Origin of the sequence: Fluviibacterium sp. S390, from assembly GCF_049800695.1 — a bacterium.
In the GTDB taxonomy this organism is placed as follows: Bacteria; Pseudomonadota; Alphaproteobacteria; order Rhodobacterales; family Rhodobacteraceae; genus Meridianimarinicoccus.
This window is the reverse complement of record NZ_JBNAFN010000001.1, coordinates 312,022-338,923: the sequence shown is the minus strand read 5'-3', so window position 1 is coordinate 338,923 and position 26,902 is coordinate 312,022. Positions and strand designations below refer to the sequence as shown.

The window sequence follows — 26,902 nt, the reverse complement described above, 5'->3', positions numbered from 1 at the left end:
ATGGAAACCATCTCGTGCGATCTGTGCATTCTCGGGGCTGGCTCTGGCGGGCTGTCGGTGGCGGCGGGGGCGGCCCAGATGGGCGCCGACGTGGTGCTGCTGGAAGGCCACAAGATGGGCGGCGACTGCCTGAACTATGGCTGCGTGCCCTCCAAGGCGCTGCTGGCGGCGGGCAAACGCGCCCATGCAATGGGGCAGGGGGCGGCCTATGGGGTCACCCCGGTGGTTCCGCAGGTGGATTTCGCCGCCGCCAAGGACCACGTGGATGCCGCCATCGCCACCATCGCCCCGCATGACAGCCAGGAGCGGTTCGAGGGGTTGGGGGTGCGCGTCATCCGCGACTTCGGGCGCTTTGTCTCGCCGACCGAGGTCGAGGTCGGGGAGCATCGCATCACCGCGCGCCGCTTTGTCATCGCCACAGGATCACGTCCCTTCGTGCCGCCCATCGAGGGGCTGGACGACGTCACCTATCACACCAATGAAACCATCTTCAGCCTGCGCGACCGTCCCGAGCATCTGATCATCATCGGTGGCGGGCCCATCGGCATGGAGATGGCGCAGGCGCATCGGCGGCTGGGCTGCGCGGTGACGGTGATCGAAGCCGCGACGGCATTCGGCAAGGATGATCCCGAACTGGCCGCCATCGTTCTGGATCGGCTGCGCAGTGAAGGCATCGAGATCCTGGAGGACACCGAGGCCGGGTCGGTCTGGGACTTCGAAGGCCGGATCACCGTGGAAACCTCGAAAGGGCCGATCACCGGCACGCACCTGCTGGTGGCGGTGGGGCGGCAGGTCAATATCGACAAGCTGAACCTTGAAGCCGCCGGGATCGACCATGATCGCACGGGCATCACCGTGGATGCCGGGCTGCGCACCTCGAACCGCCGGGTCTATGCCATCGGCGATGTGGCGGGCGGGATGCAGTTCACCCATGTGGCGGGATACCACGCCGGGATCGTGATCCGGTCGGCCCTGTTCGGGCTGCCGGCCAAGGTGCGCACCGACCATATCCCCTGGGTCACCTATACCGATCCGGAACTGGCCCAGATCGGCCTGACCGAGGCCCAGGCTCGCGCGGTGCATGGCGACAAGCTGGAGGTCGCCCGGTTCGACCTGTCCGGCAACGATCGCGCCATTGCGGAAGGCACGACCACCGGGCTGACCAAGGTCATGGTGGTGAAAGGGCGGCCCGTGGGCGTTTCCATCGTCGGGCCACAGGCGGGCGAACAGATCGCGCTTTGGGCGCTGGTGCTGGCCAACAAGCTGAAACTCAGCGCGGTCACGAATATGGTTGCCCCCTATCCGACCATGAGCGAAGCTGGAAAGCGCGCGGCCGGGGCCTATTTCTCTCCCCGGCTGTTCGAAAACCCGATGGTGAAGCGGATTGTCCGGGCGATTCAGCGCTTTTTGCCGTAACACCGTGGCACGGACCAGGATCAGGGCGGGCATGTTCAATACTCTATCAGGCCGTTTTCTTGTCCTGACCATCCTGTTCGTGATGCTGGCCGAAGTTCTGATCTTTGTGCCGTCCGTAGCCCGGTTCCGCGAAGACTATCTTCTGGCGCGGCTGGAGCGGGCGCAGATCGCCTCGCTGGTGCTGCTGGCCGACGATATGATCGCGCCGGAACTGGAGCGCGAGCTTCTGCAAAACGCCGAGGTCTATAACGTCGTGCTGCGCCGCAACGAGATGCGGCAGTTGATGCTGTCCTCGCCGCTGCCCGCACCCATCGCCGCGACCTATGACCTGCGCGAAGCGCCCCCCGCCCGGTTGATCGGCGAGGCCATGATGCAATTGCTCAATGGCGAGAACGAGATCATCCGCGTGATTGGCAACCCGACCCGCGCGGCCGGCCTGCTGATCGAGGTCACGATGGATGCGGCGCCCCTGCGCGCGGCCATGCTGGACTATGGCCTGCGCATCCTGTGGCTGTCGGCCCTGATCTCGGCGGTGACGGCGGGGCTGCTGTTCTTCGCCGTGCGCCGGATGATGGTGCTGCCGATCCGCCATGTGGTGACCCACATGAAGGAATACGCCGCCGCCCCGGAAGACGTGCGCCACATCATCAACCCGCGCACCAAGGTGCGCGAATTGCGCGACGCGGAATTGGCGCTGCAATCGCTGCAGACCCAGTTGACCGGAGCCCTGCGGCAGAAGGATCGGCTGGCACAGCTGGGCGGCGCGGTGGCCAAGGTCAGCCACGACCTGCGCAACATCCTGACCACGGCGCAGCTGTTCGCCGACACCATGGAGCGGTCCAAGGATCCCCGCGTGCAGCGCGCCGCCCCCAAGTTGGTCAATTCGATCAGCCGGGCGGTCAACCTGTGCGAGTCCACGCTGGCCTTCGGCAAGGCCGAAGAGCCGCCGCCCAAGCTGGACCGGCATCCGCTGTACGATCTGGTCGAGGAGGTCTTTGACAATGAACGCATCGCGGCCACCGATGGCTCGATCACCTATGTCAACGAAGTGCCGCCCGCGCAGATCATCCGCTGCGACTCGGAACAGTTGTTGCGCATCCTGGGAAATCTTGTGCGCAATGCGCGGCAGGCCATTGCCAGCACCGGGGCGCCCGGCACCGTGACGGTCCATGCCGACGAAAGCGAAACCGCCTGGACCATCACCGTGGCCGACACCGGGCCGGGGCTGCCCCCCAAGGCACGCGAGGCCCTGTTTCAGGCGTTTCAGGGCAGTTTCACCAAGGGTGGCACCGGGTTGGGCCTGGTCATCGCGGCTGAACTGGCCCGCGGCCACGGCGGCACCCTGACGCTGGAAAGCAGCGATGACAGCGGCACCGTCTTCCTGCTGACGCTGCCGCGCGGCGAAAGCGGATTGGCGGCGTAGAAAACTTCATTTTTTTGCTTGCAGTCCCCCAAGGCCGCGACTAGAAGGACGCCCTACGCGCTGGTAGCTCAGTTGGATAGAGTACTTGACTACGAATCAAGGGGTCGGGGGTTCGAATCCTCCCCAGCGCGCCACTTCCCTTCCATATCCAACTGAAATCTCCCGATAATTCGGGTGCGGCACGCCGTGGCTATCGCCCTTCGGTTCGTGCGGGTTGCGGCGCGACAAACGCCGTCGGTTGCCGACTGACCACGCCGCAGACACAGCCCGTCCCGGTGGCGTGATTGCCCCTGTCTTACCCCTGTGTTGCCTGAACCGGGGGGCGCCCTTCTTCGGTTCAATCTTCTTGCCCGGCGAGACCCCGGAGCCGAAGGCCGTGTCGGTTCTGCGATCCGCGCATCTGTGTGACAGGTTCGAAATCTGTCGGGCATATCGTAAAGTTGTTTGACTGATTGCGGCGATGTTCATAGGGTGAGCCCCGAAACAGTAGGGGCAGGACACCTTGGACGGTGGATCCGACAGCACGGAACGGCGCAGCGACCAGATCTATCGGCAATTGGCCGAAGGTATCGCGGCCGGGCGACTGGCGCGCGGAGAGAAACTTCCCTCGGAAACCGCGCTGGCGACGGAATACGGGGTCTCGCGTCCCACCGTGCGCGAGGCGCTGGCGCGGCTGCGCGAGGAGGGGATGATCGCCTCGCGTCGCGGTTCCGGGGCCTATGTTCAGGACGCGGCCGAGCGCATCACCCGCATAGCGCCCCTGACCAGCATTCAGGATCTGCAGATGTGCTTCAGGTTCCGGATCGGGCTGGAATCCGAGGCCGCGCGCCTTGCCGCGCAGAACCGCACACGCGACGATCTGCGTGGACTGGAGGCCGAGATCGCGGCCATGGACAGCGCCAACGTCAGGGGCGAAACCGGGATGGAGCAAGACTTAGGCTTTCATATGGCTGTCGCCCGCGCCAGCCAGAACCGCTTTTTCGTGGCCGGGCTGGAGCAGGTGCGGCCGCATATCGCCCAAGGGATGACGATCAACCGAACGCTGTCTCTGATGTCCGAAGCCCCGCGTCTCGTGAGGGTGCAGGACGAACATCGCCGTGTCTGCGACGCCATCCGCAAGGGCGATGGCGACGCTGCTGCCGAAGCCATGGCCACCCATCTTGGCAATGCATTGAACCGACTCTTCGAAGGATAACCCATGACTGATCTTGCTCCCGTTTCGTCCGGTACGCTGGACACGCTGCGCAACACCTCGACCGCGACCATCGCCACGCTTCTGTACAAGCATGGCATCCGCAATGCCTTCGTTCAGGGGGTCGGGCGGCTGGGCGGGCAAAAGCCGCGCATGGTCGGGCCGGCCTTTACCCTGCGCTATATCGCGGCGCGCGAGGACACCGACCAGGTGACCGAATTCCGCAAGCCCGACCATCCGCAGAGGCAGGCAATCGAACAATGCCCCGAAGGCCATGTGCTGGTGATGGATTGCCGCGGCGACACCTCGGCGGCCTCGGCAGGCTCGATCCTGCTGACTCGGCTGGAAGTGCGCGGCGGTGCGGGCGTTGTCACCGATGGCGGTGTGCGCGATGCCGATGGCGCGGCGGCGCTGGACATGCCGGTCTATGCTGCGGGCCCTTGTGCGCTGACCAATCTGACCAAACATCATGCGGTCGATCTGAACGTGCCGATCAGCTGCGGCACCTGCCCGGTCTATCCCGGTGACATCGTTGTCGGCGATGGCGATGGCGTCATGGTGATCCCGCGCCACATGGCCGACCAGATCGCCGAAGAGGCCGGACCGATGGAACTGTACGAAGATTTCGTTCTGGAAGAGGTGCGGGCCGGGGCCACGATCATCGGCCTCTATCCGGCCACCAAGCCGGAAAACCTGGAAAAGTTCGAGAAATGGAAGGCCGAAAAGGGGCTGTGAGGCCCGTTTCGACAACCATGATCGGTTGAACCGCCGCCGGGGAAACCCGGCGGCAGGCCGATCCGATACTGATGATCGGCACGCAAGGCTGCCTGCCTGGTCTGGTCCGGCGGGGGTCGTGTGCGCCGCGATCCGGTGCGCCCTCGACACGCATTTTTCAAGCTGCAAGCGCGCGTCTCTGCACTGTCCGGGGCAGAGATGACGAAATTGTGAACACGAAAAGCACAGAGTTACCCAACGTTTTTTGCCTTGCGAAAGGTCACCCCTTGCGCGGGGCCATGGGTGTGACAGTCTGCCCCGACAAAAACAGGGAGCTCAAAACAATGAAAAAGACGACTCTTCTCGCGGCGGCGCTTCTGGCAAGCACGGCACTGTCCACGCAGGCAGAGACCCTGCGGTGGGCCCGCGCCGGCGACAGCCTGACGCTCGATCCGCACGCCCAGAACGAAGGCCCGACCCACACGATCGCCCATCAGATCTATGAGCCGCTGATCATCCGCGATGCCACCGGCACCCCGGAACCGGCGCTGGCGACCGACTGGGCGCCCAAGGCCGATGATCCCAATGTCTGGGTCTTCAACCTGCGCGAAGGTGTGACCTTCCACGACGGCGCGGCCTTTGACAGTTCGGACGTGGTGTTCTCGTTCCAGCGCGCCCAGACCGAAGACAGCGACATGAAAGAGCTGCTGAACTCGATCGTCGAAGTGCGCGCCACCGGCCCCTACCAGGTGGAATTCGTAACCGACGGGCCGAACCCGATCCTGCCCAACAACCTGACCAACCTGTTCATCATGGACGAGGATTGGACCAAGGCGAACAACGCCGAGAAGGTGCAGGACTTCGAAGGCGGCGAGGACACGTTCTCGGCCAAGAACGCCAATGGCACCGGCGCCTACATGGTTGAAACCCGCGAGCCGGACGTGAAGACCGTGCTCAAGCAATTCCCCGACTATTGGGGCAAGGGCCAGTTCCCGCTGGAGGTGACCGAGATCATCTACACCCCGATCCAGAACGCCTCGACCCGTGTCGCGGCACTTCTGTCGGGCGAGGTGGATCTGATCCAGGACGTGCCGGTGCAGGATCTGGGCCGCGTGGCCGGAACCGACGGGCTTGAGGTGCGCACCGCGCCGCAGAACCGGGTGATCTTCCTGGGCCTGAACATGGGCGCCGCCGACATCGAGCGTGACGACGTGGAAGGCGCAAACCCGCTGGCCGACGCCCGCGTGCGGCAGGCGATGAACATGGCCATCAACCGCGACGCCATCAAGCAGGTGGTGATGCGTGGCCAGTCGCAGCCCGCCGGCATGATCGCGCCGCCCTTCGTCAATGGCTGGACCGCCGAGAAGGACGCCGTGCCTGCCACCGATATCGCCAAGGCCAAGGAACTGATGGCCGAAGCCGGCTATGGTGACGGGTTCTCGCTCCAGCTGGATTGCCCGAACGATCGCTACATCAACGATGAAGGCATCTGTCAGGCGGTCGTGGGCATGTTCGCCCAGATCGGCATCACCGTGAACCTGGATGCCAAACCCAAGGCGCAGCACTTCCCGCTGATCGCCAATGGCACCACGGATTTCTACATGCTGGGCTGGGGTGTTCCGACCTATGACAGCGAATACATCTTCAACTTCCTGGTCCACAGCCGCGGCGATGATCGCGGATCCTGGAACGCCACCGGCTATGCCAACCCGGAACTGGATGCCAAGATCCAGTCGCTGGCTTCGGAAACCGATCTGACCGTACGTGATGCCACCATCAGCGACATCTGGGACGTGGTGCAGGCCGAGACCCTGTATCTGCCGATCCACCACCAGGTGCTGAACTGGGGCGCCAAGGCCAACGTCAAGGTCAACCCCGATCCCGAAGATCAGCCCAAGATCAAATACGTCACCATCGAGTGACAGGGCGTTTGCCCAATCGGGAGACATCCCGTTCGAAATCCCCCGGCAACGGGGGATTTCACGTGTTTCTGACCGCCAAGACGTTTCGGCTGCCGCAGACGGCTTCACGGTGACGTGAGATGACGCGCGGTGCGCCGGATGTCCAAGCTGGCCCCCCGGCCTGGCGGCCACGACGACCAGAGGAGATTTGACCATGCGTTCCCTGATGCTTGCCGCCGGACTGGCCGCAACCCTTGCCCCACCAGTCGCGGCCGCCGAATTCCGCTGGGCCTCGACCACCGATCCGCAGACCATGGACCCGCATGCGGTGAACACGGCGGCGGTTCTGGGCTTTCTCAACAACGTCTACGAAGGGCTGGTCCGCCGCGGCAAGGACATGGCCATCGAACCGGCGCTGGCCACGGCGTGGGAGCCCATTGGCGACGGCGAGGGCTGGCGCTTTCACCTGCGCGAAGGCGTAACCTTCCACGATGGGTCCGACTTCACCGCCGAGGACGTGATCTTCAGCTATCAGCGCGCGTCGTCCCCCGAGGCCGATACCTCAAGCTGGTTCGCGCCCGTGGCCGGGGTCACCATGGTGGACGACTATACCGTCGATATCCTGACCACCGCGCCCAACCCGATCTTTCCAGACAGCATCGCCAACTGGATGATCATGGACAGCGGCTGGGCGGCGGACAACGCTGCCGAGCGGCCCGCCAAGGAAGCCGAAAACCATGCCACCCTGAACGCCAATGGCACCGGCGCCTTCCGCGTGGCGGCGCGCCAGCCCGGCCTGGAAACCGTGCTGGAGCCCTTCGCGGACTGGTGGGACACGGCCGAACACAACGTCACCCGCGCCACTTTCACCCCGATCCAGAACCCGGCCACTGCCGTCGCGGCGCTGTTGTCGGGTGACATCGACATGATCAACCCGGTGCCGATCCAGGATGCCGCCCGTCTGTCGCAAAGCCCTGATGTGCAGGTGATCCAGGGCATCGAGGCCCGTGTCATCATGCTGGGCTTCGCGCATCAGGCCGAAACCCTGAAATACGGCACCGATCAGGGCGCCCCCAACCCGTTCCGCGATGTGCGGGTGCGGCAGGCCGTGGCTCATGCCATCAACGTGCCGGCGATCCTGCAAACCATCATGCGCGGCAATGCCGAACCGGCCTCGCAACTGGTCAGCCCGTCGATGCGCGGCTTTTCCAAGGATCTGGCGGCGCGTCCGGCCTTCGATCCAGAGGCGGCCCGCGCGCTGCTGGCCGAGGCGGGCTATGCGGACGGGTTCTCTTTCGGGCTGAAGTGTCCCAACGACCGCTACCTGAATGACGAAAGCGTCTGTCAGGCCGTGGTGTCGATGCTGGCGCAAATCGGGATCGAGGCGCAGCTGGATGCGATGCCGGTGCGCGGCTACTGGCCGGAGCTGCGCGAGGACAATTTCGACATGTTCCTGCTGGGCTGGTCGCCGGGCACCTTCGATGCCGAACATCCGATCCGCTTCCTGGCCGCCACGCCCAACGACGAAAAGAAGCTGGGCAGCTGGAACTTCGGCGATTATTCCAACCCGCGCGTGGACGAACTGCTGCCGCTGATCCAGTCCGAGATCGACGACACCAAGCGGCAGGCGATGCTGGACGAGGTCGCCGCGATCCTGCAGGACGAGGCGGCCTATGTGACGCTCTACGTGCAACCGCTGCTCTGGGGGGCGGCCAGCAATATCGCGCTGACCCAACGCCCGGACAACTTCTTCATCCTGCGCTGGGTCACGGTGAACTGAGCGCCGACCAACGCTGCGTCAAAGGCAACACAAGGCAGATCCGACCGGGCAAAGCTTGACCGGGTCTGCATACGCGGATCAAAGTGATCCGCACATTCTGGGGGTGCGATGCTCGCCTATATCATCCGTCGTGTGCTGCAATCGGTCCTCGTCCTTCTGGTCGTGGGACTGGTGGCGTTTTCCATGTTCCGCTTCGTGGGCGATCCCATCGACAACATGCTGGGGCAAGAGCGGACGCAAGCCGATATCGAACGGCTGCGCGATGTGCTGGGGCTGGATGATCCCTTCCCGGTGCAATACTGGAAGTTCATGAGCCAGGCCGCCGAAGGCAATTTCGGTATCTCCTACCGGCAGGGCCGCCCGGTGTCCGACATTCTGCTGGAACGCGCGCCCGCAACGCTGGAACTGGCCGCCGTGTCGGGCCTGTTCGCCATCACCTTCGGCATCGGCTTCGGGGTGCTGACCGCGATCCGGCGCGGCGGGCTCTTATCAAGCACCGTCATGACATTATCCCTGGTCGGGGTTTCGCTTCCAACCTTCCTGATCGGCATCTTGCTGATCTATCTGTTCTCGGTCGAACTGGGCTGGCTGCCCAGTTTCGGGCGCGGGGACACGGTGATGATCGGGGGCTGGAGTACCGGTTTTCTGACCACCAGCGGGCTGAAGGCGCTGATCCTGCCGTCCATCACCCTTGGTCTTTACCAGATGACGCTGATCATGCGGCTGGTGCGCTCTGAAATGCTGGAGGTGCTGCGGCAGGACTACATCCGCTTTGCCCGCGCCCGCGGCCTGCGTGAACGCTCGGTCAACTTTCGCCACGCGCTGAAGAACACGCTGGTGCCGGTGATCACGGTGACTGGTTTGCAACTGGGCTCGATCATCGCCTTCGCCATCATCACCGAAACGGTGTTCCAGTGGCCCGGCGTCGGTCTGCTGTTCATCAACGCGATCCAGTTCGTCGATATCCCAGTCATGGCGGCCTATCTGATGCTGATCTCGGTGATGTTCGTGGGCATCAACCTGATCGTCGACCTGCTGTATGTGGCCATCGATCCGCGCCTGCGCAGCGATTCCAGCAAGAGGGGGCACTGATGTCGGACCTACCGCAAAGCACGCCCGCGCCGCGCCGCCCATCCGCCCTGCGCCGGGCCTGGGACAGCGACCTTGCGTGGTCGTTCCGCCACGCGCCGCTGGCAGTGATTTCGTTGTGCCTGGTGCTGCTGCTGGTGCTTTCGGCGGTCTTCGCGCCGTTGATCGCGCCGCATGATCCGTTCAACCCGGCCTCGCTGAACCTGATGAACGGCTTCACCCCGCCGATGGAGCCCAACGCCTTCACCGGTGACGAATTCTGGCTGGGTACCGACGATCAGGGTCGCGACGTGTTCTCGACCATCCTGTTCGGGCTGCGGATCTCGTTGTTCGTGGGGTTTGCCGCGGTGATGTTCGCCATGACACTTGGCATCACGCTGGGGCTGCTGGCCGGCTATCTGGGCGGCTGGGTGGACACGGTCATCATGCGCATCGCCGATGTGCAACTGACCTTTCCGGCGATCCTTGTGGCAATGCTGATCTTCGGCATCGCCAAGGGCATCACCCCGGTGGAATATCGCGACCAGATGGCGATCTGGGTGCTGATCTTCGCCATTGGCCTGTCCGACTGGGTGCAATTCGCCCGCGTCGTGCGCGGCGCCACCATGGTCGAGAAAAGCAAGGAATACGTGCAGGCGGCGCGGCTGATCGGACGGTCAGGCCCGGCGATCATGATGCGCCACATCCTGCCCAACGTGCTGTCGCCGGTGCTGGTGATCGCCACCATCTCGCTGGCGCTGGCGATCATCGCCGAGGCGACGCTCAGCTTCCTGGGCATCGGCGCGCCGCCCACGCAACCGTCGCTGGGCACGCTGATCCGCATCGGGCAGGGCTACCTGTTCTCGGGCGAATGGTGGATCCTGTTGTTCCCCTCGGTGATCCTGCTGGCGCTGGCGCTGGGGGTGAACCTGCTGGGCGACTGGCTGCGCGATGCGCTGAACCCGAGGTTGAAGTGACATGAGTGAAAGCATGCAACCCACCCTGTCGATCCGCAAGCTGGTGGTCGAGATCCCGACCCGCCATGGCATCCTGCGGCCTGTCGATCAGGTCAGCTATGACATCCAGCCGGGCGAGATCCTGGGCGTGGTCGGCGAATCCGGCGCCGGGAAATCCATGGCCGGCAATGCGGTCATCGGCCTGCTGTCGCCGCCCGCCCATATCGCCGGCGGCGAGGTCTGGCTGAACGGCAACCGCATCGACAACCTGTCGCGCAGCCAGATGCGCCGCAAGCGCGGGCGCGAGGTCGGCATGGTCTTCCAGGACCCGCTGACATCGCTGAACCCGCTGCTGCCCATCGGCGACCAGTTGAGCGAAACCATCATCGAGCATCTGAATGTCGGCAAGTCCGAGGCCCGCCGCCGCGCCATCGCCGCGCTGGAAGAGGTGGGCATCCCCGCCGCCGCTGAACGGGTGGACAGCTATCCGCACGAGTTCTCGGGCGGGATGCGGCAACGGGTGGTGATCGCGCTGGCACTCTGTGCCGAGCCGACGCTGGTCATCGCTGACGAGCCGACAACCGCGCTGGATGTCTCGGTGCAGGCCCAGATCATCGCGCTGTTGCGGCGGTTGTGCCGCGAAAGGGGCACGGCGGTGATGCTAGTCACCCACGACATGGGCGTGATTGCCGAGGCCGCCGACCGCGTGGCGGTGATGTATGCCGGGCGTCTGGCCGAGATCGGTCCGGTGCGCGAGGTTCTGACTGCGCCGCGCCATCCCTATACGGCGGGGCTGATGGCCTCGACCCCGCTGGCATCGCAAGGCAAACGGCGGCTGAACCAGATCCCCGGCTCGATGCCGCGACTGGGCGCGCTGCCCGAAGGCTGCGCCTTTCATCCCCGTTGTCCCCGCGCCGCCGCGCGCTGCGCCGCCGGTGACAGCCCGCATATCGACAGCTGCGACGGACGCGCCGCCTGCTGGTTTCCCATCGACGCATCCGCCAAGGAGTCCGCATGACCGCGCTGGTCCGCATTTCCGGCCTGAGCCGGGTTTTCGACGTCTCCAAACCCCTGCTGAACCGGCTGATCGAACGGCTGCCGAAGGCCATGCTGACCGCCGTGTCGGATGTCAGCCTGGAGATCGAGGAACGCACGGTCTATGCGCTGGTGGGCGAAAGCGGCTCGGGCAAATCCACCATCGGCAAGATGGTCGTGGGGCTGTTGCCGCCGTCCGAAGGGGCGGTCGAGATCGACGGCATCGACCTGGCCTCGGAAACCGACGCGCAGAAGATCGACGCCGCCCGGTCCGAGATCCAGATGATCTTTCAGGATCCCTTTGCCAGCCTGAACCCGCGCTGGCGGGTGCGCGACATCATCAACGAACCGGTGACCGCGCGCGGCGGCAAGGCCAACGGTCTGGCCGAACGCCTGTTGGACCAGGTCGGCCTGAACGCCGCCGATGCCGCGAAGTATCCGCATGAGTTTTCGGGCGGACAGCGTCAGCGGATCTGCATTGCCCGCGCGCTGGCCTCGCAGCCGCGGATGATCGTCTGCGACGAGCCGACCTCGGCGCTGGACGTGTCGGTGCAGGCGCAGGTGCTGAACCTGATGAGCGATCTTCAGGAAGAATTCGGTCTGACCTATCTGTTTATCAGCCATGACCTGACCGTGGTGCAACATATGGCCGACCGCATCGGCGTGCTGTACCTGGGCCGTCTTGTGGAAGAAGCCGCTGCCGACGCGCTGTTCGAAACGCCGCGCCATCCCTATACGCAGATGCTGTTTGCCGCTGCGCCGAAGATGGATGGGTTTGGCCGGGAGGTGGAGCCGCCCAAAGGCGAAATCCCCGATCCGATCAGCCCGCCGTCAGGCTGCGCCTTCCATCCGCGCTGCCCCATTGCGGTGGACCGCTGTTCCCGCGAACGGCCCGAGATGCGGCAGGTGCACGGCACCCGCGTTGCCTGCCACCTGGCGGAATAGCTGCGCCCCCGCTTCGGGGGTCAGACGATCAGGCTGAGGATGGTAAGACCCGCCACCGCGTAGCTGAGCTGTGGAAAATAGGGCGCATCCGGGTTGCGCCACAGGGATACCAGCAATCCCAGCAGGCCGCCTGTTACCAGAAGCGGCAACCAACCCGGACTGCCAAACAGAACCGCGAGTCCCAGACCCCAGAGATGAAAGGCCGCCAGGCTGGCAAGGAACGGCTTTGACAGGCCGGGGCTATCATTGCCGGGCAGGCTTGTGCTGGCAAAAAACAGGAACGCGGCGCCGAGGATCATGTAGAGAAATTCGACGAAGCTCCAGTTCTCGACCAGGAAGATGGCCGCGCAGCGCCAGAAGGTTCCAAGGATCACCAGGCAAAGGATGGCCCACCAAAGCCCGTGCAGGGGGTGGATGAACAAGGGCTCCTTGGCTTGAATCTTCGGTGCGAAGGCCGCCAGGATGTTGCCAAACCCCATGGTCAGAAGGGTTACGAACATCAGCGCCACGAGAAGGCCGGTTGGTACGTCCATGCGTGTCCCTCATTCTTCATGATTGCTGGAACTGTGTGAACGCGGCCTTGTTGTTTGTCCAGTTCGTTGGCTTCGCAACGGCAGTGCCGCCAGTGTCCAGACCTTGGTGACAAACGCGGAAAGTGACGCCTTTCCAGAGGGTCGCGGCCCGAGTTCGGTGCCGAATATCATGCGTCCACCCATCCATGTCCCTGAATTCTGGCACGGATTTCGCGCTAGCCGTTGACACACGCCCGTGAAGCCGCTTGAGTCGGTGGCATCAGGCCGCTGAAAAATATCCGATGGAATCGGGAGGCGGCTGTCGAAAATACGCATCAATCAGGGAGATCAAGATGCTGATGAAGACGAAACTCGCCGCGGCCGCGGTGGCTGCCGGCGCACTTGTCGCGCCGATGGCGCAAGCCCAGGAATTTTTCACGATCGGCACCGGCGGTGTGACCGGCGTCTACTACCCGACCGGCGGCGCGATTTGCCGTCTGGTGAACAAGGGCCGCAAGGATCACGGGCTGCGCTGCTCGGTCGAATCCACCGGCGGCTCGGTCTACAACATCAACACCATCAAGGCTGGCGAGCTGGAATTCGGCGTCGCCCAGTCGGACGTGCAGTACAACGCCTACAACGGCGAAGTGCAGTTTGCCGAATCCGGTGCCTTCCCCGAACTGCGGTCGGTGTTCTCGGTTCACCCCGAACCTTTCACCGTCGTGGCCCGCTCTGACACCGGCGTGACCAACTTCGAAGAGCTCTTCGGCAAGCGCGTGAACATCGGCAACCCGGGGTCGGGCCAGCGCGCCACGATCGAGGTGCTGCTGGATGCCATGGGCAAGTCCACGGGTGATTACGCTCTGGCCACCGAGCTGAAAGCCGCCGAGCAATCGGCCGCCCTGTGCGACAACCAGATCGACGCGATGGTCTATACCGTGGGCCACCCTTCCGGGTCGATCCAGGAAGCCACCACCGCCTGCGACAGCACGCTGGTGAACGTCACCGGCGAGTCGGTCGACAAGCTGGTCGCCGACAACCCGTATTTCCGCAAGGCCACCATCCCCGGCGGCATGTATCGCGGCAATGACAACGACACCGAAACCTTCGGTGTTGGTGCGACCTTCGTGACCTCGACGGCCGTGTCGGACGAAACTGTCTACCAGCTGGTCAAGGCGGTCTTCGAAAACTTCGACGACTTCAAGAAACTGCACCCGGCCTTTGCCAACCTGAAGCAGGAAGAAATGGTCAAGGACGGTCTTTCGGCTCCGCTGCATCCCGGCGCCGAGAAGTACTACAAGGAACAGGGCCTGATCGAGTAATCGACAGACCAACCTGAAACCGGGCGCCACGGTGCCCGGTTCTCTTCCATCAGAAGAAGCCAGGGGATTGCAGCATGAGTGACTCGTCTAATCGTCCGTTGTCGGAAGAGGAACTGCAGGAGCTCGTCTCTTCGTCCGACTCCGGCGCCCGCAACCCCGTAGGCTGGGTCGGCTCGATGCTGGCGTTGACCGCGCTGATCTGGTCGATCTTCCAGGTTCTTCTGGCTTCGCCCGTGGCGAACTACATCCTGCCCGGCGATCTCATCAACAACTCGCGCCAGATCCATCTGGCCTTCGCGATGTTCCTGGCGTTCATGGCCTATCCGGCCCTGAAGTCCAGCCCGCGCCACTATATTCCCATTCAGGACTGGGTGTTCGCCATCGGCGGCGCCTTCCTGTCGCTGTACGGGTTCTTCTTCTATGCCAAGATCGTGCAATCGGGCGGTCTGGCCGACAACGTGGACAAATGGTTCGCCCTGATCGGCCTGATCCTGTTGTTCGAGGCCGCGCGCCGCGCGCTGGGACCGGCGATGGCGATCATCGCGACGATCTTCCTGGCCTATGTGTTCTTCGGATCTGCCGGCTGGGTGCCGGAGGTGATCCGCTGGAAGGGCGCCTCGCTGCAAAAGGCCATGAGCCACATGTGGATCACCTCGGAAGGGGTGTTCGGCATCGCGCTCGGGGTCTCGACCAAATTCGTGTTCCTCTTCGTGTTGTTCGGGGCGCTGCTGGACAAGGCAGGTGCGGGCAACTATTTCATCAAGATGGCCTTCGGGGCCCTGGGCCACCTGAAGGGCGGCCCGGCCAAGGCCGCCGTGGTCGGCTCGGCCGCCACCGGCCTGATCTCGGGCTCTTCCATTGCCAACGTGGTTACCACCGGCACTTTCACCATTCCGCTGATGAAGCGGGTGGGCTTTTCGTCGGAACAGGCGGGTTCGGTCGAGGTGGCCTCGTCGGTCAACGGCCAGATCATGCCGCCGGTCATGGGGGCCGCGGCCTTTCTGATGGTGGAATACGTCGGCATTTCCTATGTCGAGGTCATCACCCACGCCTTCCTGCCGGCAGCGATCAGCTATATCGCGCTGGTCTATATCGTCCATCTTGAGGCGGTGAAGCGCAACATGCCGACGCTGGGCAACAAGGTGACCTCCACCGGACGCACGGTGCTGGGCATGGCCCTGTTCTTCATCGGGTTCGCGGCCATCTGCTACGGGGTCAAATACCCGGTCGGCTGGATCGCCGCCGCCGTGCCCGAGGGCGCGGGCTGGATCCTGGCGGCGATGGTGTGCCTGGCCTACTTCGCGCTGCTGTACCTGGCTGCGCAAGGCCCCGACCTGGTGCCGGATGATCCCAACGCCGAGCAGGTCGAACTGCCGGTGGTGGCCGAGATCTACAAGTCCGGCCTGTACTACCTGCTGCCGATCATCGTTCTGGTCTACTTCCTGATGATCGAACAGAAATCGCCGGGCCTGTCGGCCTTCTGGGCGACCTCGCTGCTGTTCGTGATCCTGCTGACCCAGCATCCGCTGAAGGCCATCATGCGGGGCAACGGTGACGTGGCCGGTGCTGGCCTGAACGGCGTGGTGGACCTGATCCAGGGCATGATCGACGGCGCCCGCAACATGATCGGCATCGGTCTTGCGACCGCCACCGCTGGTGTGATCGTCGGCACCGTGACCCTGACCGGCATCGGGCAGGTGATGGCCGACCTTGTCGAGTTCGTGTCGGGTGGCAACCTGGTGCTGATGCTGATCTTCGTTGGCATCCTCTCGCTGATCCTGGGCATGGGCCTGCCGACCACCGCCAACTACATCGTTGTCAGCTCGTTGATGGCAGGGGTCGTGGTGGAACTGGGCGCGCAATCGGGCCTGATCGTACCGCTGATCGCCGTGCACCTCTTCGTCTTCTACTTCGGGATCATGGCGGATGTGACGCCACCTGTGGGGCTGGCGAGTTTCGCGGCCGCAGCCGTGTCCGGGGGCGATGCCATTCGCACCGGCTTCATCGCCTTCTTCTACAGCCTGCGCACCATCGCGCTGCCCTTCGTGTTCATCTTCAACACCGACCTGCTGCTGATCGATGTGGGGTGGGTCCAGGGGATATTGGTCTTCGTGATCGCGACAATAGCCATACTCGTGTTCACGGCGGGCACCATGGGCTGGTTCCTGACCAAGAACCGGATCTACGAAAGCGTCGCGCTGGTGTTCATCGCCTTCGCCCTGTTCCGCCCGGACTTCTTCATGGATCGGCTGATGCCGGCCTTTGATGACATCCCGCCGGCACAGCTGGAAATGGCGATGGATGGCGCAACGGTGGGCGACTCGGTCCGGATCGAGGTTGCTGGACCGGACTTCCTGACCGGAGAGCCGAAATCCACGGTTCTGGTCCTGCCGGTCGAAGGCGATGGTGTTCCGGGCGTGGAGCGGCTGGAGTCCCTCGGGATCGTCCTGACCCCCGAAGGCGACCAGATGCTTCTGGAAGAACCCTTCTTCGGCACGCCCTACGCCGACGTCATGAGTGGTTTCGACTTCTACGGCGATACGCCCGTGGTGGTCGCGGCGGCCCGCGCCGCGGCAAGCCAACTGCCGAAGGAGTTGATCTTCATCCCGGCCCTGCTGCTGCTGGCCGGGGTAGTCTTCCTGCAAAGGGGGCGTGCAGCCCGGCTAGAGGAGAACCCGGCATGAGCAACATCGTTCTTTGTGCGCTGGATGTGAGCCAGCCCGAACATGAAAAACCCGTCCTGCTGCGCGCGGCGCAGATCGCCAGGCTGGACGGGGCACGACTGGATGTCTTGACCGTGGTGCCCGACTTCGGCGCGTCGATGGTCGGCAGCTACTTCAGCCCGGACTTCCACGAAAAGGCGATCGAGAAGGCGCAGGCCGACCTGTCGGCCTATATCAGCTCGGTTCTGGGCGAAGATGTGGATCACGAAGTGCGTCACATCGTGGCCACCGGCTCGGTCCATGAAGAGGTGCTGCGCGCCGCCCAGGCCGACAAGGCCGGGGTCATCGTGATCGGCTCGCACCGGCCCACCTTGCGCGACTACTTCCTGGGCCCGAATGCCGCGCAGGTCGTGCGTCATTCGACCTGTTCGGTCTTCGTTGTGCGCGGCGACTGAAAAACGCCCCTGGGCTGCCTTGGCCTTGACGCCCCAGCGCGATAGCACTGGGGCAACTACGCTTGAGAGGCCGCATGAACATTCGCGACGTTTTTCATTTCACTGCCCTGACCGCCCTTGTGGGGTGGTTCCTGGTGGTTGGCGGCGGGGTTCTGCTGCCACTGGTCGTTGCGGTAATGCTGACCTACGTTCTGATCGGAGCCTCGCAGGGGTTGCGCAAGCTGCCTGGGCTGTCGCTGTTGCCGATCTGGTTCTCCTACGTGCTGGCGTTGACCCTGTTCGGGCTGGCGCTCTTGTCGATCAGCCTGATCGCGGTGTCGAACCTGCGCGACATTGCCCGCACGGCACCGGACACAGAAGACAACATCCTGGCCCTGACCCGCGGGATCGGCAGCATGTTCGGCCTGCATGACACGCCGTCCTGGGACACCTTGCGCGCCATCACGCTGGATCGGCTGGATGTGCCCGACCTGTCGCTGCAAGTGCTGACCTCGGTCGCCTCGGCGGGCGGCTACGTGGTCTTGATCGGCACCTATATGGTGTTCATGGTGGCCGAGCGTGGGCCGATGTCGATCAAGATCGACATGCTGTTGCCGGATACAACGGAACGCGGCAACGCGCGGCATGTGTTCAACAAGATCAACAACCAGATCGTCACCTATCTGTCCACCAAGACCCTGATCAACGTGATTCTGGGCGTGGTGTCCTATGCGCTGATGTGGCTGATGGGCATGGACAACGCGGTTTTCTGGGCCTTTCTGGTCGCGATCTTCAACTATATCCCCTATGTCGGCTCGCTGGTCGCGGTCGGGGTCATCGTCTTTTACCGGGCGCTGGTCACCGGCGATCTCACCACGATCCTGACCACCATTGTGCTGCTGACCGCGGCGCAGGTCTATGTCGGTAACTGGCTTGAGCCGCGCGTGATGAGCCGGTCGCTGAACCTCAGCCCGCTGACGGTGCTGGTGGCCTTGGTGGTCTGGGGGTCGCTTTGGGGGCTGCCGGGGGCGATCATCGCGGTGCCGATGACGTCGATCGTGATGATCGTTCTGGCCTCGTTCAAATCGACACGGGCGGTGGCGGTTCTGGCCTCGCGCGATGGCGAAATCACCTGACGCCTAGAAGTTCGGCTTCACGCCGGGCAGGTTCAGGGCGGTGACCAGGTCGCGGACCTCTTGCCGGGCGGCGATGTTGGACAGGCTGAGAGTGCCGCCGCCGGTGTCGCGCAGATCCAGCAGGGTCAGCCCGCGCGGAAACAATTCGCGGAAGATCACCCGTTCGGCAAAGCCCGGCGCGACGCGAAACCCGATGCGCCGGGACAGGTCATTCAGCGCATCGCCCACACGCTTCTTGTTGTGCATCTGCTGGCGGCCCATCCGGTTGCGGATGACCAGCCAGTCGATCGGCTTCAACCCGGCCTGCGCGCGCAACTGGCGGGCGTTCCACACCATCTCGGAATAGACCGAGGGGCCGCTGATCTGCCCGGTGGCCGGATCGTGCCGGGCCAGAAGGTCGAAGTCGACGAAACTGTCGTTCAATGGCGTGATCAGCGTGTCGGCCATGGAATGCGCCAGCTGGCTCAGCCGGGTATGGCTGCCGGGACAGTCGATCAGGATGTAATCGACCTTGTCGTCGAGTTCCGTGATCGCCGCGTCAAGCCGCAGGTCATAGATGTTCTGGCCCTCGGGCACATGGGCGCGGTCGATCTCGGGCAGGGGCAGGTACAGCGGGATCGGCAGATGCAGCCCCTCTCGGGCGCAATAGCCCTGCCGGTTCTCGACATAGCGCCCGAACGAGCGTTGCCGCAGGTCAAGATCCAGCCCGCCCACGCGATAGCCCATCCGCACCAGCGCGGTGGCCAGATGCATGGTGGTCGTGGACTTGCCCGAGCCGCCCTTTTCGTTCCCCACCACGATGATATATGCCACCCGAACCTCCGGTCCGCCTTACTGCCCTTGCCCCTTTTGGGGTTTGGTCAACCTATATGTTGTGCAGCGGGGCTTGGGAAGCGCGGAACCGACCGGGATCTGATCACGGCCGCTTTGAGGCCGCAAAAGCCATGACAATGCGGCGCGGTGCGAAGAAAACGCGGCCTGGCAGCGCGCGGGGGACGGATCCTTGTGGGCCAACCGGCAAGTCTGGCGGCTGCAGGGCCGGGGACATGGCCGCATTTCCCCCACCCGTTGCCCAAAAGAAAACGCCCGCGGCGGAACCACGGGCGTTTCATCATTCGGATGCGGCTGAGGCTTAGAAGCCCAGGCCTTCGTATTTCTTCTTGAACTTCGACACGCGGCCGCCCTGGTCCATCAGGCGGGTGGTGCCGCCGGTCCATGCCGGGTGCGAGCTGGGATCGATGTCCAGCGACAGGGTGTCGCCTTCCTTGCCATAGGTCGACTGCATCTTGACGATGGTGCCGTCGGTCATCTTGACGTCGATCATGTGATAATCGGGGTGAATGTCTTTGCGCATGATACCCGTCCTTATGCGTCGGCACCGGCCTTGGCGGCCAGCGGCTTGTAGTTGGTCTTTTCAGCGATACGGGCAGACTTGCCGCGACGTGCGCGCAGGTAGTACAGCTTGGCGCGGCGCACCTGGCCACGACGAACCACTTCGATGTTGTCGATGTTGGTCGAATACAGCGGGAAAACACGCTCCACGCCTTCGCCGAACGAGATCTTGCGAACGGTGAACGAGCCGGCGATGCCTTTGCCGTTCTTGCGCGCGATGCAGACGCCTTCGTAGTTCTGCACGCGGGTCCGCGACCCTTCGGTCACCTTGTAGCCCACGCGAATGGTGTCGCCGGGTTTGAAATCCGGGATGGTCTTGTCAAGCTGAGCGATTTGCTCGGCTTCAAGCTGTGCGATCAGATTCATCGCAATCTTCCTTTTCCTGTGCGGTTCGATCCGCAACGTGATGCACCCTCAGAGCTCTTGGTCCCCGTCCGGGTCCTTACCGTGGGTTTCACAGTAAGCCCGCCAGAGGTCAGGGCGGCGTTCCTTGGTCAGCCTTTCGGCCTGGACCTGTCTCCAGGCGGCGATGTTCGCGTGGTGTCCGGAAAGGAGAATCTCCGGGACCTTGCGGCCGTTCCAGTCGACAGGTTTCGTATATTGCGGGTGTTCCAGAAGTCCGGTGGAAAAGGATTCCTCTTCGACCGAGGCCTGATTCCCCAGCACGCGGGGTATAAGACGGACTGTCGCATCGATCAAGGCTGTCGCGGCAATCTCTCCGCCGGTCAGGACGAAATCGCCGATCGAGACCTCTTCGACACCGTAAGCATCCAGAACCCGCTGATCATAGCCCTCGAAACGCCCGCACAGAAGGGTCAGGCCCTCGGCCCTGGACAGCCTTTGCGCCATGGCCTGATCGAAGGGCTTTCCACGCGGCGACATGGCCAGTACCGGCCAGCGCGCGGCGTTGCGCGGGGTGCCGCGTGCGGCCTGATCCAGCGCCTTGGCCAGCACGTCGGGGCGCAGCACCATGCCGGCACCGCCGCCCACGGGCGTGTCGTCGACGTTGCGGTGACGGCCTTCGCCGTAAGGGCGCAGCCCGATGGTTTCCATCTGCCACAACCCGTCCTTCAAGGCCTTGCCGGTCAGCGAGGCCCCGAGGATGCCGGGAAACACCTCTGGAAACAGCGTCACGATCTTGGCGGTCCACACGCCGGCCAGCTTGTCGGCCCCGCCCATCAGGTCTTTCGGGACCAGGTTCGCCTGGATGCTCTTGCGCCCGTGCGAGCGGGTCGGGCCGGTCATGCGTCCTTGCCCTTGCCCTTGTCGTCAGGATCGGGAAACAGCCCCTCGGGCGGGTCGGCGATGATGCGTCCCGCGCCAAGATCAACGGTGGGCACATGGGCCAGGGTGAAGGGCAGCAGCACGCTTTCGCGCAGGCCGGGGCCGCGCACGTCCAGCAGATCGGTGGCGCCATGGTTGTGCACCGCGGCCACCTTGCCCAGCAGGCCGCCGCCGGTGTCCAGCACCTCAAGCCCGATCAGGTCGGTGTGATAGTATTCGTCGTCGGGCAGGCCGGGCAGGCGATCGCGGGGCGCGTACAGGCGGGTGCCTTTCAGCGCATCGGCCTGTTCCTTGGTCGACACGCCGCCCAGACGCCCGGTCAGGCCGTTCTTGACCTGTCCGGTCAGACGCAGCGTGTAGGTCTGGCTGCCGTCCTCGGACAGCAGGGGCGCATAGTCGGCGATGGCTTCCGGCTCGGCGCAGAAGCTTTTCAGCCGCACTTCGCCGCGCACGCCATAGGCGCCCGAAAGGGCGCCGACGCAGATCAGGTCTTCCTTGCGCGCCATCTATTGCGCTCCCATGCAGAAGCCGCGCGGGTCGACCGAGCCGCCCGCGTTCAGGCAGCGTTCCATCGCGGTGACGCGTTCGTATTCCGAGCCCGCGTACAGGCCCGCGCCGAACATCACGACATAGAGAATGAGACGGATCATGAGGGTCCTCCGCGTCGGGTCAAATGGTTTCCAGTGGCGGCAGGCTCCGCCGCGTTTCCCAGCCGGCTTTTTCCAGCTCGGGGTCGGTGCCGTCATCTTCCGGCCAGCCGATGCAAAGATAGGCGACCAGTTCCCAGGTCTCGGGCATGTTCCAGTCCCGGCACAGGGCCGGTGCATTCAGGATCGACACCCAGCCGACGCCCAGCCCTTCGGCCCGTGCCACCAGCCAGAACTGCATGATCGCGCAGACCACCGAATAGCGGCGCATCTCGGGCATGGTGCCCGCGCCCAGACCGGCGCCCTGGGCCGTGGCCTCGTCACAGAATACGGCGATCTGTTCGGGCGCCCTGTCCATGCCGCTGAGTTTCAGTCCAGCATAGGTGGCCGCCTTGTCGCCATCATAGCCGCCCAGGGCGGCCGCGTTGGCGGCGGTGAAATTGCGGCGCGCGGCGTCCCGTGCCGGACCGGATGCGATCCGGCGCAGGCGCCACGGCTGCGACAGCCCCACCGAAGGGGCCAGGGTGAAGCTTTGCAGACAGCGGTCCAGCACGCGCGTATCGACGGGGTCGCTGCGGAAGCGGCGTACATCGCGCCGCCAGCGCATCAACTCCGCCAGGTCGTGCCGGAAGCTGTCCGAGAACTGCACCCCCAAGCGCCCGCTTATTCCGCGGAGGCTTCTTCCGGTGCCTCGGCGGCTTCGGCGGCCTTGGCGGCCTTTTCTTCGGCGCGATCCTGGGCTTTCTTGCCCGGAACGCCCTTTTTCAGGTTGGCGCGCTCTTTCTTGGCGACAACACCGGCGGCTTCTAGGAAGCGCGACACGCGGTCGGAGGGCTCGGCACCCTGGCTCAGCCAGTGCTGCACGCGCTCAACGTCCATTTTCACGCGATCTTCGCTGTCTTTCGGCAGCTGCGGGTTGTAGGTGCCCAGACGCTCCACATAGCGGCCGTCGCGCGGCATGCGGCTGTCGGCGGCAACGATGCGGTAGAAGGGGCGCTTTTTCGAGCCGCCACGGGCGAGACGGATTTTCATAGCCATTGTATTGTTCTCCTTTGAATGGCGTCTGTCAGGCGCAAGCACCTGTCATCTTTGGGGGGCGATCCCGCTGGGATCACTTCTGTTGCTTCTTGTGGTGTCGGATGACTTCCTGAATGATGAAGTTCAGGAATTCCTTTGCGAAATCGGGATCCAGGTCCGCCTCTTTCGCAAGGGCTTCTAGCCGCTCGATCTGCCGCGCTTCGCGGTCGGGATCGGACGGGGGAAGATCGTGTTCGGCTTTCAGCTTGCCCACCGCCTGGGTGTGCTTGAACCGCTCTCCCAGGGTGTAGACTAGGATCGCGTCCAGCCGGTCGATGCTGGCCCGGTGATCTTTCAGAAGCTCTGCGGCGCGGGTGATGGCGTCGGTCATCGGGGGGCTCCGGGGGCTGGACAGGGATGCGGGGTGCGGATCATCGCGGCACGCACGGGCACGGCCCAGCCTGGAAACGGCTGGGAGCGGCGCGGGGCCAGGCGTTGTGTGGTCAGCGGCCCCATCAGGCCACGCCCTTTGCCAGATCGACGGCCGAGGGGTGACGCCAGATCTGCAGGGCACCGAACATCGGGTGATCCATGTCGCTTTCGTGCCAGGCTCCCAGACGGGTGCAGACCTTGGCCGAGCCGGCGTTGGACGGGTCCACAAGGCTGATCGCCGTTGTCCAGCCGCAGTCCGCATAGGCCCAGTCGCGCACGGCGCGGGCGGCTTCGGTGGCGTAACCCTTGCCTTCGAACCCGGCAAACAGGCTCCAGCCCAGTTCCGGTTCCGGCCAGCCTTCGGGGTTCCACGGCCCGGCATAGCCGGCCAGCTTGCCGGTGGCGGTCTCGGTCACCGCGAAATTGCCATAGCCGCGCAGATGCCAGTGGCCGAATTCCAGCCCGAACTGACGCCAGGCCTCGTTACGGGTCTTCACCCCGCCCACAAAGCGCGAGCGGTCGTCGGCATAGAAGGCCGCGAACCCGTCGAAATCTTCGGGAACAAAGCCGCGCAGCGTCAGCCGCGCGGTGGTGAGGGTCGGGAAGTTCATTTCTTTTTCCCGAAGCCCGACAGACCCGGTGGCAGACCGCCGCCGCCCAGTCCCGGCATCCCGCCGGGCATCGAGCCCAGTTTCTGCTGTGCCGCCGCCATCTCGGCTTCCGAGGGCTGCTTGCCGCCGAACATGCTGCCGAGGTTCTTCAGCATGCCCTTTTTGCCCATCTTGCCCATCTTCTTCATCATGTCCGCCATCTGGCGGTGCATCTTCAGAAGCTTGTTCAGCTCGGACACTTCCATGCCCGCGCCGGCCGCGATGCGCTTCTTGCGCGACGCTTGCAGAAGCTGCGGGTTGGCGCGTTCCTTCTTGGTCATGGACTGGATCAGGGCGATCTGGTGCTTGAGCACCTTGTCGTCCAGACCGGCGGCATCGACCTGTTTCTTGTACTTGCCCATGCCCGGCATCATGCCCATGACGCCTTCCATGCCACCCATCTTCATCATCTGCTCAAGCTGGTTCTTGAGGTCGTTCATGTTGAACTGACCCTTCTGGAACCGCTTCATCATGCGCTCGGCCTGTTCGGCCTCCAGCGTCTCCTGCGCCTTTTCCACAAGCGAAACGATATCGCCCATGCCAAGGATGCGGCCGGCGACGCGGCTGGGGTGGAATTCCTCCAGCGCGTCGACCTTTTCGCCAAGGCCCACGAACTTGATCGGCTTGCCGGTGACGGCGCGCATGGACAGGGCCGCACCGCCGCGTCCGTCGCCATCCATCCGGGTCAGAACGACGCCCGAGATTCCGATGCGCTGGTCGAAGTTCTCGGCAGTGTGCACCGCGTCCTGACCGGTCAGCCCGTCAACCACCAGCAGGGTTTCCCGCGGGTTGGTAACGTCGCGGACCTGTTCGACCTGGGTCATCAACTCTTCGTCGATGGACAGGCGGCCGGCGGTGTCCAGCAGATAGACGTCATAGCCCGCCAGCGTCGCCTGCTGCTTGGCCCGCTTGGCGATCTGTACCGCAGTTTCGCCCTTGACGATGGGCAGGGTGTCGACACCGATCTGATTGCCGAGGATGGCCAGCTGTTCCATGGCCGCCGGACGGTTGGTGTCGAGCGAGGCCATCAGCACCCGCTTGCCGTTCTTCTCGGTCAGGCGTTTGGCCAGCTTGGCGGTGGTGGTCGTCTTGCCCGACCCCTGCAGACCGACCATCAGGATCGGCGCCGGAATGGTGTCGATCTTCAGCGCGCCGGGGTTGGGGTCGTCCCCCGCCAGCACCTGCACCAGTTCGTCATGGACGATCTTCACGACCTGCTGGCCCGGCGTCACCGACTTGGTAACCGACGCGCCGGTGGCCTTCTTCTGCACGGCCTTGGTGAAATCGCGGGCCACGGGCAGCGAAACGTCGGCTTCCAGAAGGGCGACGCGAACCTCGCGCAGGGCGGTCTTGACGTCATCCTCGCTCAGCGCACCCTGCTTGGTCAGCCGGTCAAAGACGCCGCCAAGGCGTTCGGACAGATTTTCAAACATGCGCGTGGCACTCCTTGTCGTTCGGTTCCCTGCCAAGGCTCAAAGCACAATCGCGCCCACGGGCGCAACGCGCTGGTGGACGGCGATCCTGGCATGGGCCAAGGACCGGAAGACTCACGGCTCCCGGAAGGTTTGCGCAGCAGATGGACCGTTGGGCGGGAAATGTCAAGCGAAGCAGGGGCAGGGAGGACATATGCCGGAATGTGCTTTCGTATAGTGGGCCTATCCCAATTTCCGAAAGCGTAGGCTTTTGGGCGCCTGATTATCCCTCAGCAGAGGTGATCGCACGCAGCCCCTGACCCTAGATCATTACTATCGCAAGGACGTGGTTAACAAGTTACCGCCGCACCTCAGACTTTCCGGTGCGGAATTGGAAGACCCGCCCCGTGCGATCCTCGCTCCGCCCCGGAAAACGCTGTGTCGCAACAGTGCCGGGGCCACCGATCGAGGCCAAGGGTATTGAGGAAAAGGGATCTGTCGCATGTTTGTCAGAAAGCTCAAGGGACCGCGCGTCGTTCGCCTGCCGGATGGCGGCAGCATTTCGGTTGCCGATCTGCCAAAGTCCGGCACCACCCGCTGGGTGGCCAGCCGCAAGGCCGTGGTCGCCAAGGCCGTGAAATACGGGCTGATCGCTGCCGAAGAGGCCATCGCCCGCTACGACCTGTCCCGCGAAGAACTGCAGGGCTGGATCGGGGCGATTGATCGCCACGGTGCCGCGGGCCTGAAGATCACCCGGATGCACGACCTGCGGACCGGTCATTAGCTCTTGAAATCTGCACAACGGATCAACACATCTTTAGATAGCAATATGAATTGCCATCAATGGATGGGGAAGGAGACCCCATGAATATCTGTATCGTGTCCCAGAACCCCATGCTTGTGAAAAGCATCGAATTGATGCTGGCCGACGAGGCCTTCGGGATGTCCGTTGCAAGGTTCGACAGCACCGACACGCGCGCCTTGCCGGTGCCCGGTCTTGTGATCCTGGATTCGCATCTGCCCGCGCTCGAGATACAGGCGTTCCGCGCCTATCAGGCCGCGCAACTGGGCAACGTCCCGATGCTGGTGATCGTCGGCAACGAGCCTGATCCGAAACTGCCCCGTGGCCTGGAAGATGCCGACACGCTGGCGACCCCGTTCCACCGTGACGACCTGCTGGCCCGGATTCATGCCAGCCAGCAAATCCGCCGGAGCCACGGCAAGACGGTCAAGGTCGGGGCGCTGCAGCTGGATCTTGAGGCGCAGCAGGCCCGCTTCGGTGACCGGCCGGTGCCGCTGACCGCCAAGGAATACGAAGTTCTGGAATATCTCGCCGTGCGCAAGGGCACGACGCTGACCAAGGAGATGTTCCTTGACCGTCTTTACGGCGGCATCGACGAGCCCGAGGTCAAGATCATCGACGTGTTCGTCTGCAAGATCCGCCGCAAGCTGAAGCAGCTGACCGGCGGCGATCCGATGATCCAGACCGTCTGGGGCCGTGGGTATGTCCTGCGCGATCCCGTGGTTGATATCGACGCCATGCCACGGGCGGTCAGCGCGATGGTCTGACC

At 64.0% G+C, this 26,902-nt stretch carries 28 protein-coding genes and 1 tRNA gene; 17 read left to right on the top strand and 12 right to left on the bottom strand.

Annotated features, from left to right (window positions below; all coding sequences use genetic code 11):
• The 11 genes from ACP15K_RS01635 to ACP15K_RS01585 all read left to right on the top strand — a co-directional run bounded on the left by ACP15K_RS01635 (position 1) and on the right by ACP15K_RS01585 (position 12,430).
• Positions 1 to 1,416 (top strand): dihydrolipoyl dehydrogenase family protein, encoded by a 1,416-nt coding sequence (locus ACP15K_RS01635; protein WP_424989645.1) that lies wholly within the window; start codon positions 1 to 3, stop codon positions 1,414 to 1,416.
• Positions 1,417 to 1,447: 31 nt separating this feature from the next.
• A complete protein-coding gene (locus ACP15K_RS01630; RefSeq protein ID WP_424989644.1) occupies positions 1,448 to 2,839 on the top strand; it encodes a sensor histidine kinase in 1,392 nt (463 codons plus the stop codon).
• Positions 2,840 to 2,896: 57 nt separating this feature from the next.
• Positions 2,897 to 2,973 (top strand) — tRNA-Arg (locus ACP15K_RS01625).
• Between the two features lie 368 nt (positions 2,974 to 3,341).
• Positions 3,342 to 4,034: a FadR/GntR family transcriptional regulator gene (locus tag ACP15K_RS01620; RefSeq protein WP_193139654.1), complete on the top strand. Its 693-nt coding sequence runs from the start codon at positions 3,342 to 3,344 to the stop codon at positions 4,032 to 4,034.
• A gap of 3 nt (positions 4,035 to 4,037) precedes the next feature.
• On the top strand, positions 4,038 to 4,766 hold the full coding sequence (locus ACP15K_RS01615) for a ribonuclease activity regulator RraA (RefSeq protein WP_424989643.1): 729 nt from the start codon (positions 4,038 to 4,040) through the stop codon (positions 4,764 to 4,766).
• A 323-nt stretch (positions 4,767 to 5,089) separates the two neighbouring features.
• Entirely contained in the window at positions 5,090 to 6,667 is a 1,578-nt protein-coding gene (locus ACP15K_RS01610; RefSeq protein WP_193139650.1) for an ABC transporter substrate-binding protein, read from the top strand.
• Positions 6,668 to 6,860: 193 nt separating this feature from the next.
• A complete protein-coding gene (locus ACP15K_RS01605; protein WP_226925631.1) occupies positions 6,861 to 8,426 on the top strand; it encodes an ABC transporter substrate-binding protein in 1,566 nt (521 codons plus the stop codon).
• A 108-nt stretch (positions 8,427 to 8,534) separates the two neighbouring features.
• Positions 8,535 to 9,518, top strand: coding sequence for an ABC transporter permease (locus ACP15K_RS01600; RefSeq protein WP_193139649.1), 984 nt, complete (start codon positions 8,535 to 8,537; stop codon positions 9,516 to 9,518).
• Complete coding sequence (locus ACP15K_RS01595; protein WP_193139647.1) at positions 9,518 to 10,471, top strand: ABC transporter permease; 954 nt, start codon at positions 9,518 to 9,520, stop codon at positions 10,469 to 10,471. Before ACP15K_RS01600 ends, ACP15K_RS01595 begins: the two co-directional genes overlap by 1 nt.
• 1 nt (position 10,472) lies before the next feature.
• Positions 10,473 to 11,468 carry an ABC transporter ATP-binding protein gene (locus tag ACP15K_RS01590; protein ID WP_193139645.1) on the top strand — a complete coding sequence of 332 codons (996 nt, stop codon included), beginning with the start codon at positions 10,473 to 10,475 and terminating at the stop codon, positions 11,466 to 11,468.
• The gene (locus ACP15K_RS01585; protein WP_193139643.1) at positions 11,465 to 12,430 is read left to right on the top strand and encodes an ABC transporter ATP-binding protein; all 966 of its coding nucleotides are present in this window, start codon (positions 11,465 to 11,467) and stop codon (positions 12,428 to 12,430) included. The genes ACP15K_RS01590 and ACP15K_RS01585 overlap by 4 nt, the downstream gene beginning before the upstream one ends.
• 20 nt (positions 12,431 to 12,450) lie before the next feature.
• Here the strand turns inward: ACP15K_RS01585 and ACP15K_RS01580 are convergent, their stop codons facing one another.
• A complete protein-coding gene (locus ACP15K_RS01580; protein ID WP_424989642.1) occupies positions 12,451 to 12,963 on the bottom strand; it encodes a hypothetical protein in 513 nt (170 codons plus the stop codon).
• Positions 12,964 to 13,295: 332 nt separating this feature from the next.
• Between ACP15K_RS01580 and ACP15K_RS01575 the strand changes: the two genes are divergently transcribed.
• The 4 genes from ACP15K_RS01575 to ACP15K_RS01560 all read left to right on the top strand — a co-directional run bounded on the left by ACP15K_RS01575 (position 13,296) and on the right by ACP15K_RS01560 (position 18,497).
• Positions 13,296 to 14,264, top strand: coding sequence for a TAXI family TRAP transporter solute-binding subunit (locus ACP15K_RS01575; protein ID WP_193139639.1), 969 nt, complete (start codon positions 13,296 to 13,298; stop codon positions 14,262 to 14,264).
• Between the two features lie 74 nt (positions 14,265 to 14,338).
• Entirely contained in the window at positions 14,339 to 16,948 is a 2,610-nt protein-coding gene (locus ACP15K_RS01570) for a TRAP transporter permease (protein WP_424989641.1), read from the top strand.
• Positions 16,945 to 17,382: a universal stress protein gene (locus tag ACP15K_RS01565; RefSeq protein ID WP_193139635.1), complete on the top strand. Its 438-nt coding sequence runs from the start codon at positions 16,945 to 16,947 to the stop codon at positions 17,380 to 17,382. The genes ACP15K_RS01570 and ACP15K_RS01565 overlap by 4 nt, the downstream gene beginning before the upstream one ends.
• A 74-nt stretch (positions 17,383 to 17,456) precedes the next feature.
• Entirely contained in the window at positions 17,457 to 18,497 is a 1,041-nt protein-coding gene (locus tag ACP15K_RS01560) for an AI-2E family transporter (RefSeq protein WP_193139633.1), read from the top strand.
• A 3-nt stretch (positions 18,498 to 18,500) separates the two neighbouring features.
• Here ACP15K_RS01560 and ACP15K_RS01555 read toward each other — a convergent pair whose 3' ends face one another.
• The 11 genes from ACP15K_RS01555 to ffh all read right to left on the bottom strand — a co-directional run bounded on the left by ACP15K_RS01555 (position 18,501) and on the right by ffh (position 25,352).
• The gene (locus tag ACP15K_RS01555) at positions 18,501 to 19,310 is read right to left on the bottom strand and encodes a division plane positioning ATPase MipZ (protein ID WP_193139632.1); all 810 of its coding nucleotides are present in this window, start codon (positions 19,308 to 19,310) and stop codon (positions 18,501 to 18,503) included.
• Between the two features lie 319 nt (positions 19,311 to 19,629).
• Positions 19,630 to 19,851 (bottom strand): 50S ribosomal protein L31, encoded by a 222-nt coding sequence (gene rpmE, locus ACP15K_RS01550; RefSeq protein WP_193139629.1) that lies wholly within the window; start codon positions 19,849 to 19,851, stop codon positions 19,630 to 19,632.
• A gap of 11 nt (positions 19,852 to 19,862) precedes the next feature.
• Positions 19,863 to 20,255, bottom strand: coding sequence for a 50S ribosomal protein L19 (gene rplS / locus ACP15K_RS01545; protein ID WP_193139628.1), 393 nt, complete (start codon positions 20,253 to 20,255; stop codon positions 19,863 to 19,865).
• Positions 20,256 to 20,303: 48 nt separating this feature from the next.
• A complete protein-coding gene (gene trmD, locus ACP15K_RS01540; protein WP_193139625.1) occupies positions 20,304 to 21,134 on the bottom strand; it encodes a tRNA (guanosine(37)-N1)-methyltransferase TrmD in 831 nt (276 codons plus the stop codon).
• A complete protein-coding gene (gene rimM, locus ACP15K_RS01535) occupies positions 21,131 to 21,679 on the bottom strand; it encodes a ribosome maturation factor RimM (RefSeq protein WP_193139623.1) in 549 nt (182 codons plus the stop codon). The genes trmD and rimM overlap by 4 nt, the downstream gene beginning before the upstream one ends.
• Positions 21,680 to 21,823, bottom strand: a complete 144-nt coding sequence (locus tag ACP15K_RS01530; RefSeq protein ID WP_366192051.1) for a hypothetical protein — start codon at positions 21,821 to 21,823, stop codon at positions 21,680 to 21,682. It lies immediately after the preceding gene.
• A 19-nt stretch (positions 21,824 to 21,842) separates the two neighbouring features.
• Positions 21,843 to 22,475: a 5,6-dimethylbenzimidazole synthase gene (bluB, locus tag ACP15K_RS01525; RefSeq protein WP_424989640.1), complete on the bottom strand. Its 633-nt coding sequence runs from the start codon at positions 22,473 to 22,475 to the stop codon at positions 21,843 to 21,845.
• Between the two features lie 8 nt (positions 22,476 to 22,483).
• Positions 22,484 to 22,858 carry a 30S ribosomal protein S16 gene (gene rpsP / locus ACP15K_RS01520; protein ID WP_193139616.1) on the bottom strand — a complete coding sequence of 125 codons (375 nt, stop codon included), beginning with the start codon at positions 22,856 to 22,858 and terminating at the stop codon, positions 22,484 to 22,486.
• Positions 22,859 to 22,931: 73 nt separating this feature from the next.
• Complete coding sequence (locus tag ACP15K_RS01515; RefSeq protein ID WP_193139614.1) at positions 22,932 to 23,228, bottom strand: chorismate mutase; 297 nt, start codon at positions 23,226 to 23,228, stop codon at positions 22,932 to 22,934.
• A 124-nt stretch (positions 23,229 to 23,352) separates the two neighbouring features.
• On the bottom strand, positions 23,353 to 23,880 hold the full coding sequence (locus tag ACP15K_RS01510) for a GNAT family N-acetyltransferase (RefSeq protein WP_424989639.1): 528 nt from the start codon (positions 23,878 to 23,880) through the stop codon (positions 23,353 to 23,355).
• The gene (ffh, locus tag ACP15K_RS01505) at positions 23,877 to 25,352 is read right to left on the bottom strand and encodes a signal recognition particle protein (protein WP_193139610.1); all 1,476 of its coding nucleotides are present in this window, start codon (positions 25,350 to 25,352) and stop codon (positions 23,877 to 23,879) included. The genes ACP15K_RS01510 and ffh overlap by 4 nt, the downstream gene beginning before the upstream one ends.
• A 481-nt stretch (positions 25,353 to 25,833) precedes the next feature.
• Here ffh and ACP15K_RS01500 point away from each other — a divergent pair, with 481 nt between their 5' ends.
• Positions 25,834 to 26,115, top strand: coding sequence for a DUF1153 domain-containing protein (locus tag ACP15K_RS01500; protein WP_424989638.1), 282 nt, complete (start codon positions 25,834 to 25,836; stop codon positions 26,113 to 26,115).
• An 80-nt stretch (positions 26,116 to 26,195) separates the two neighbouring features.
• Complete coding sequence (locus tag ACP15K_RS01495; protein ID WP_424989637.1) at positions 26,196 to 26,900, top strand: winged helix-turn-helix transcriptional regulator; 705 nt, start codon at positions 26,196 to 26,198, stop codon at positions 26,898 to 26,900.
• Positions 26,901 to 26,902 lie beyond the last annotated feature (2 nt).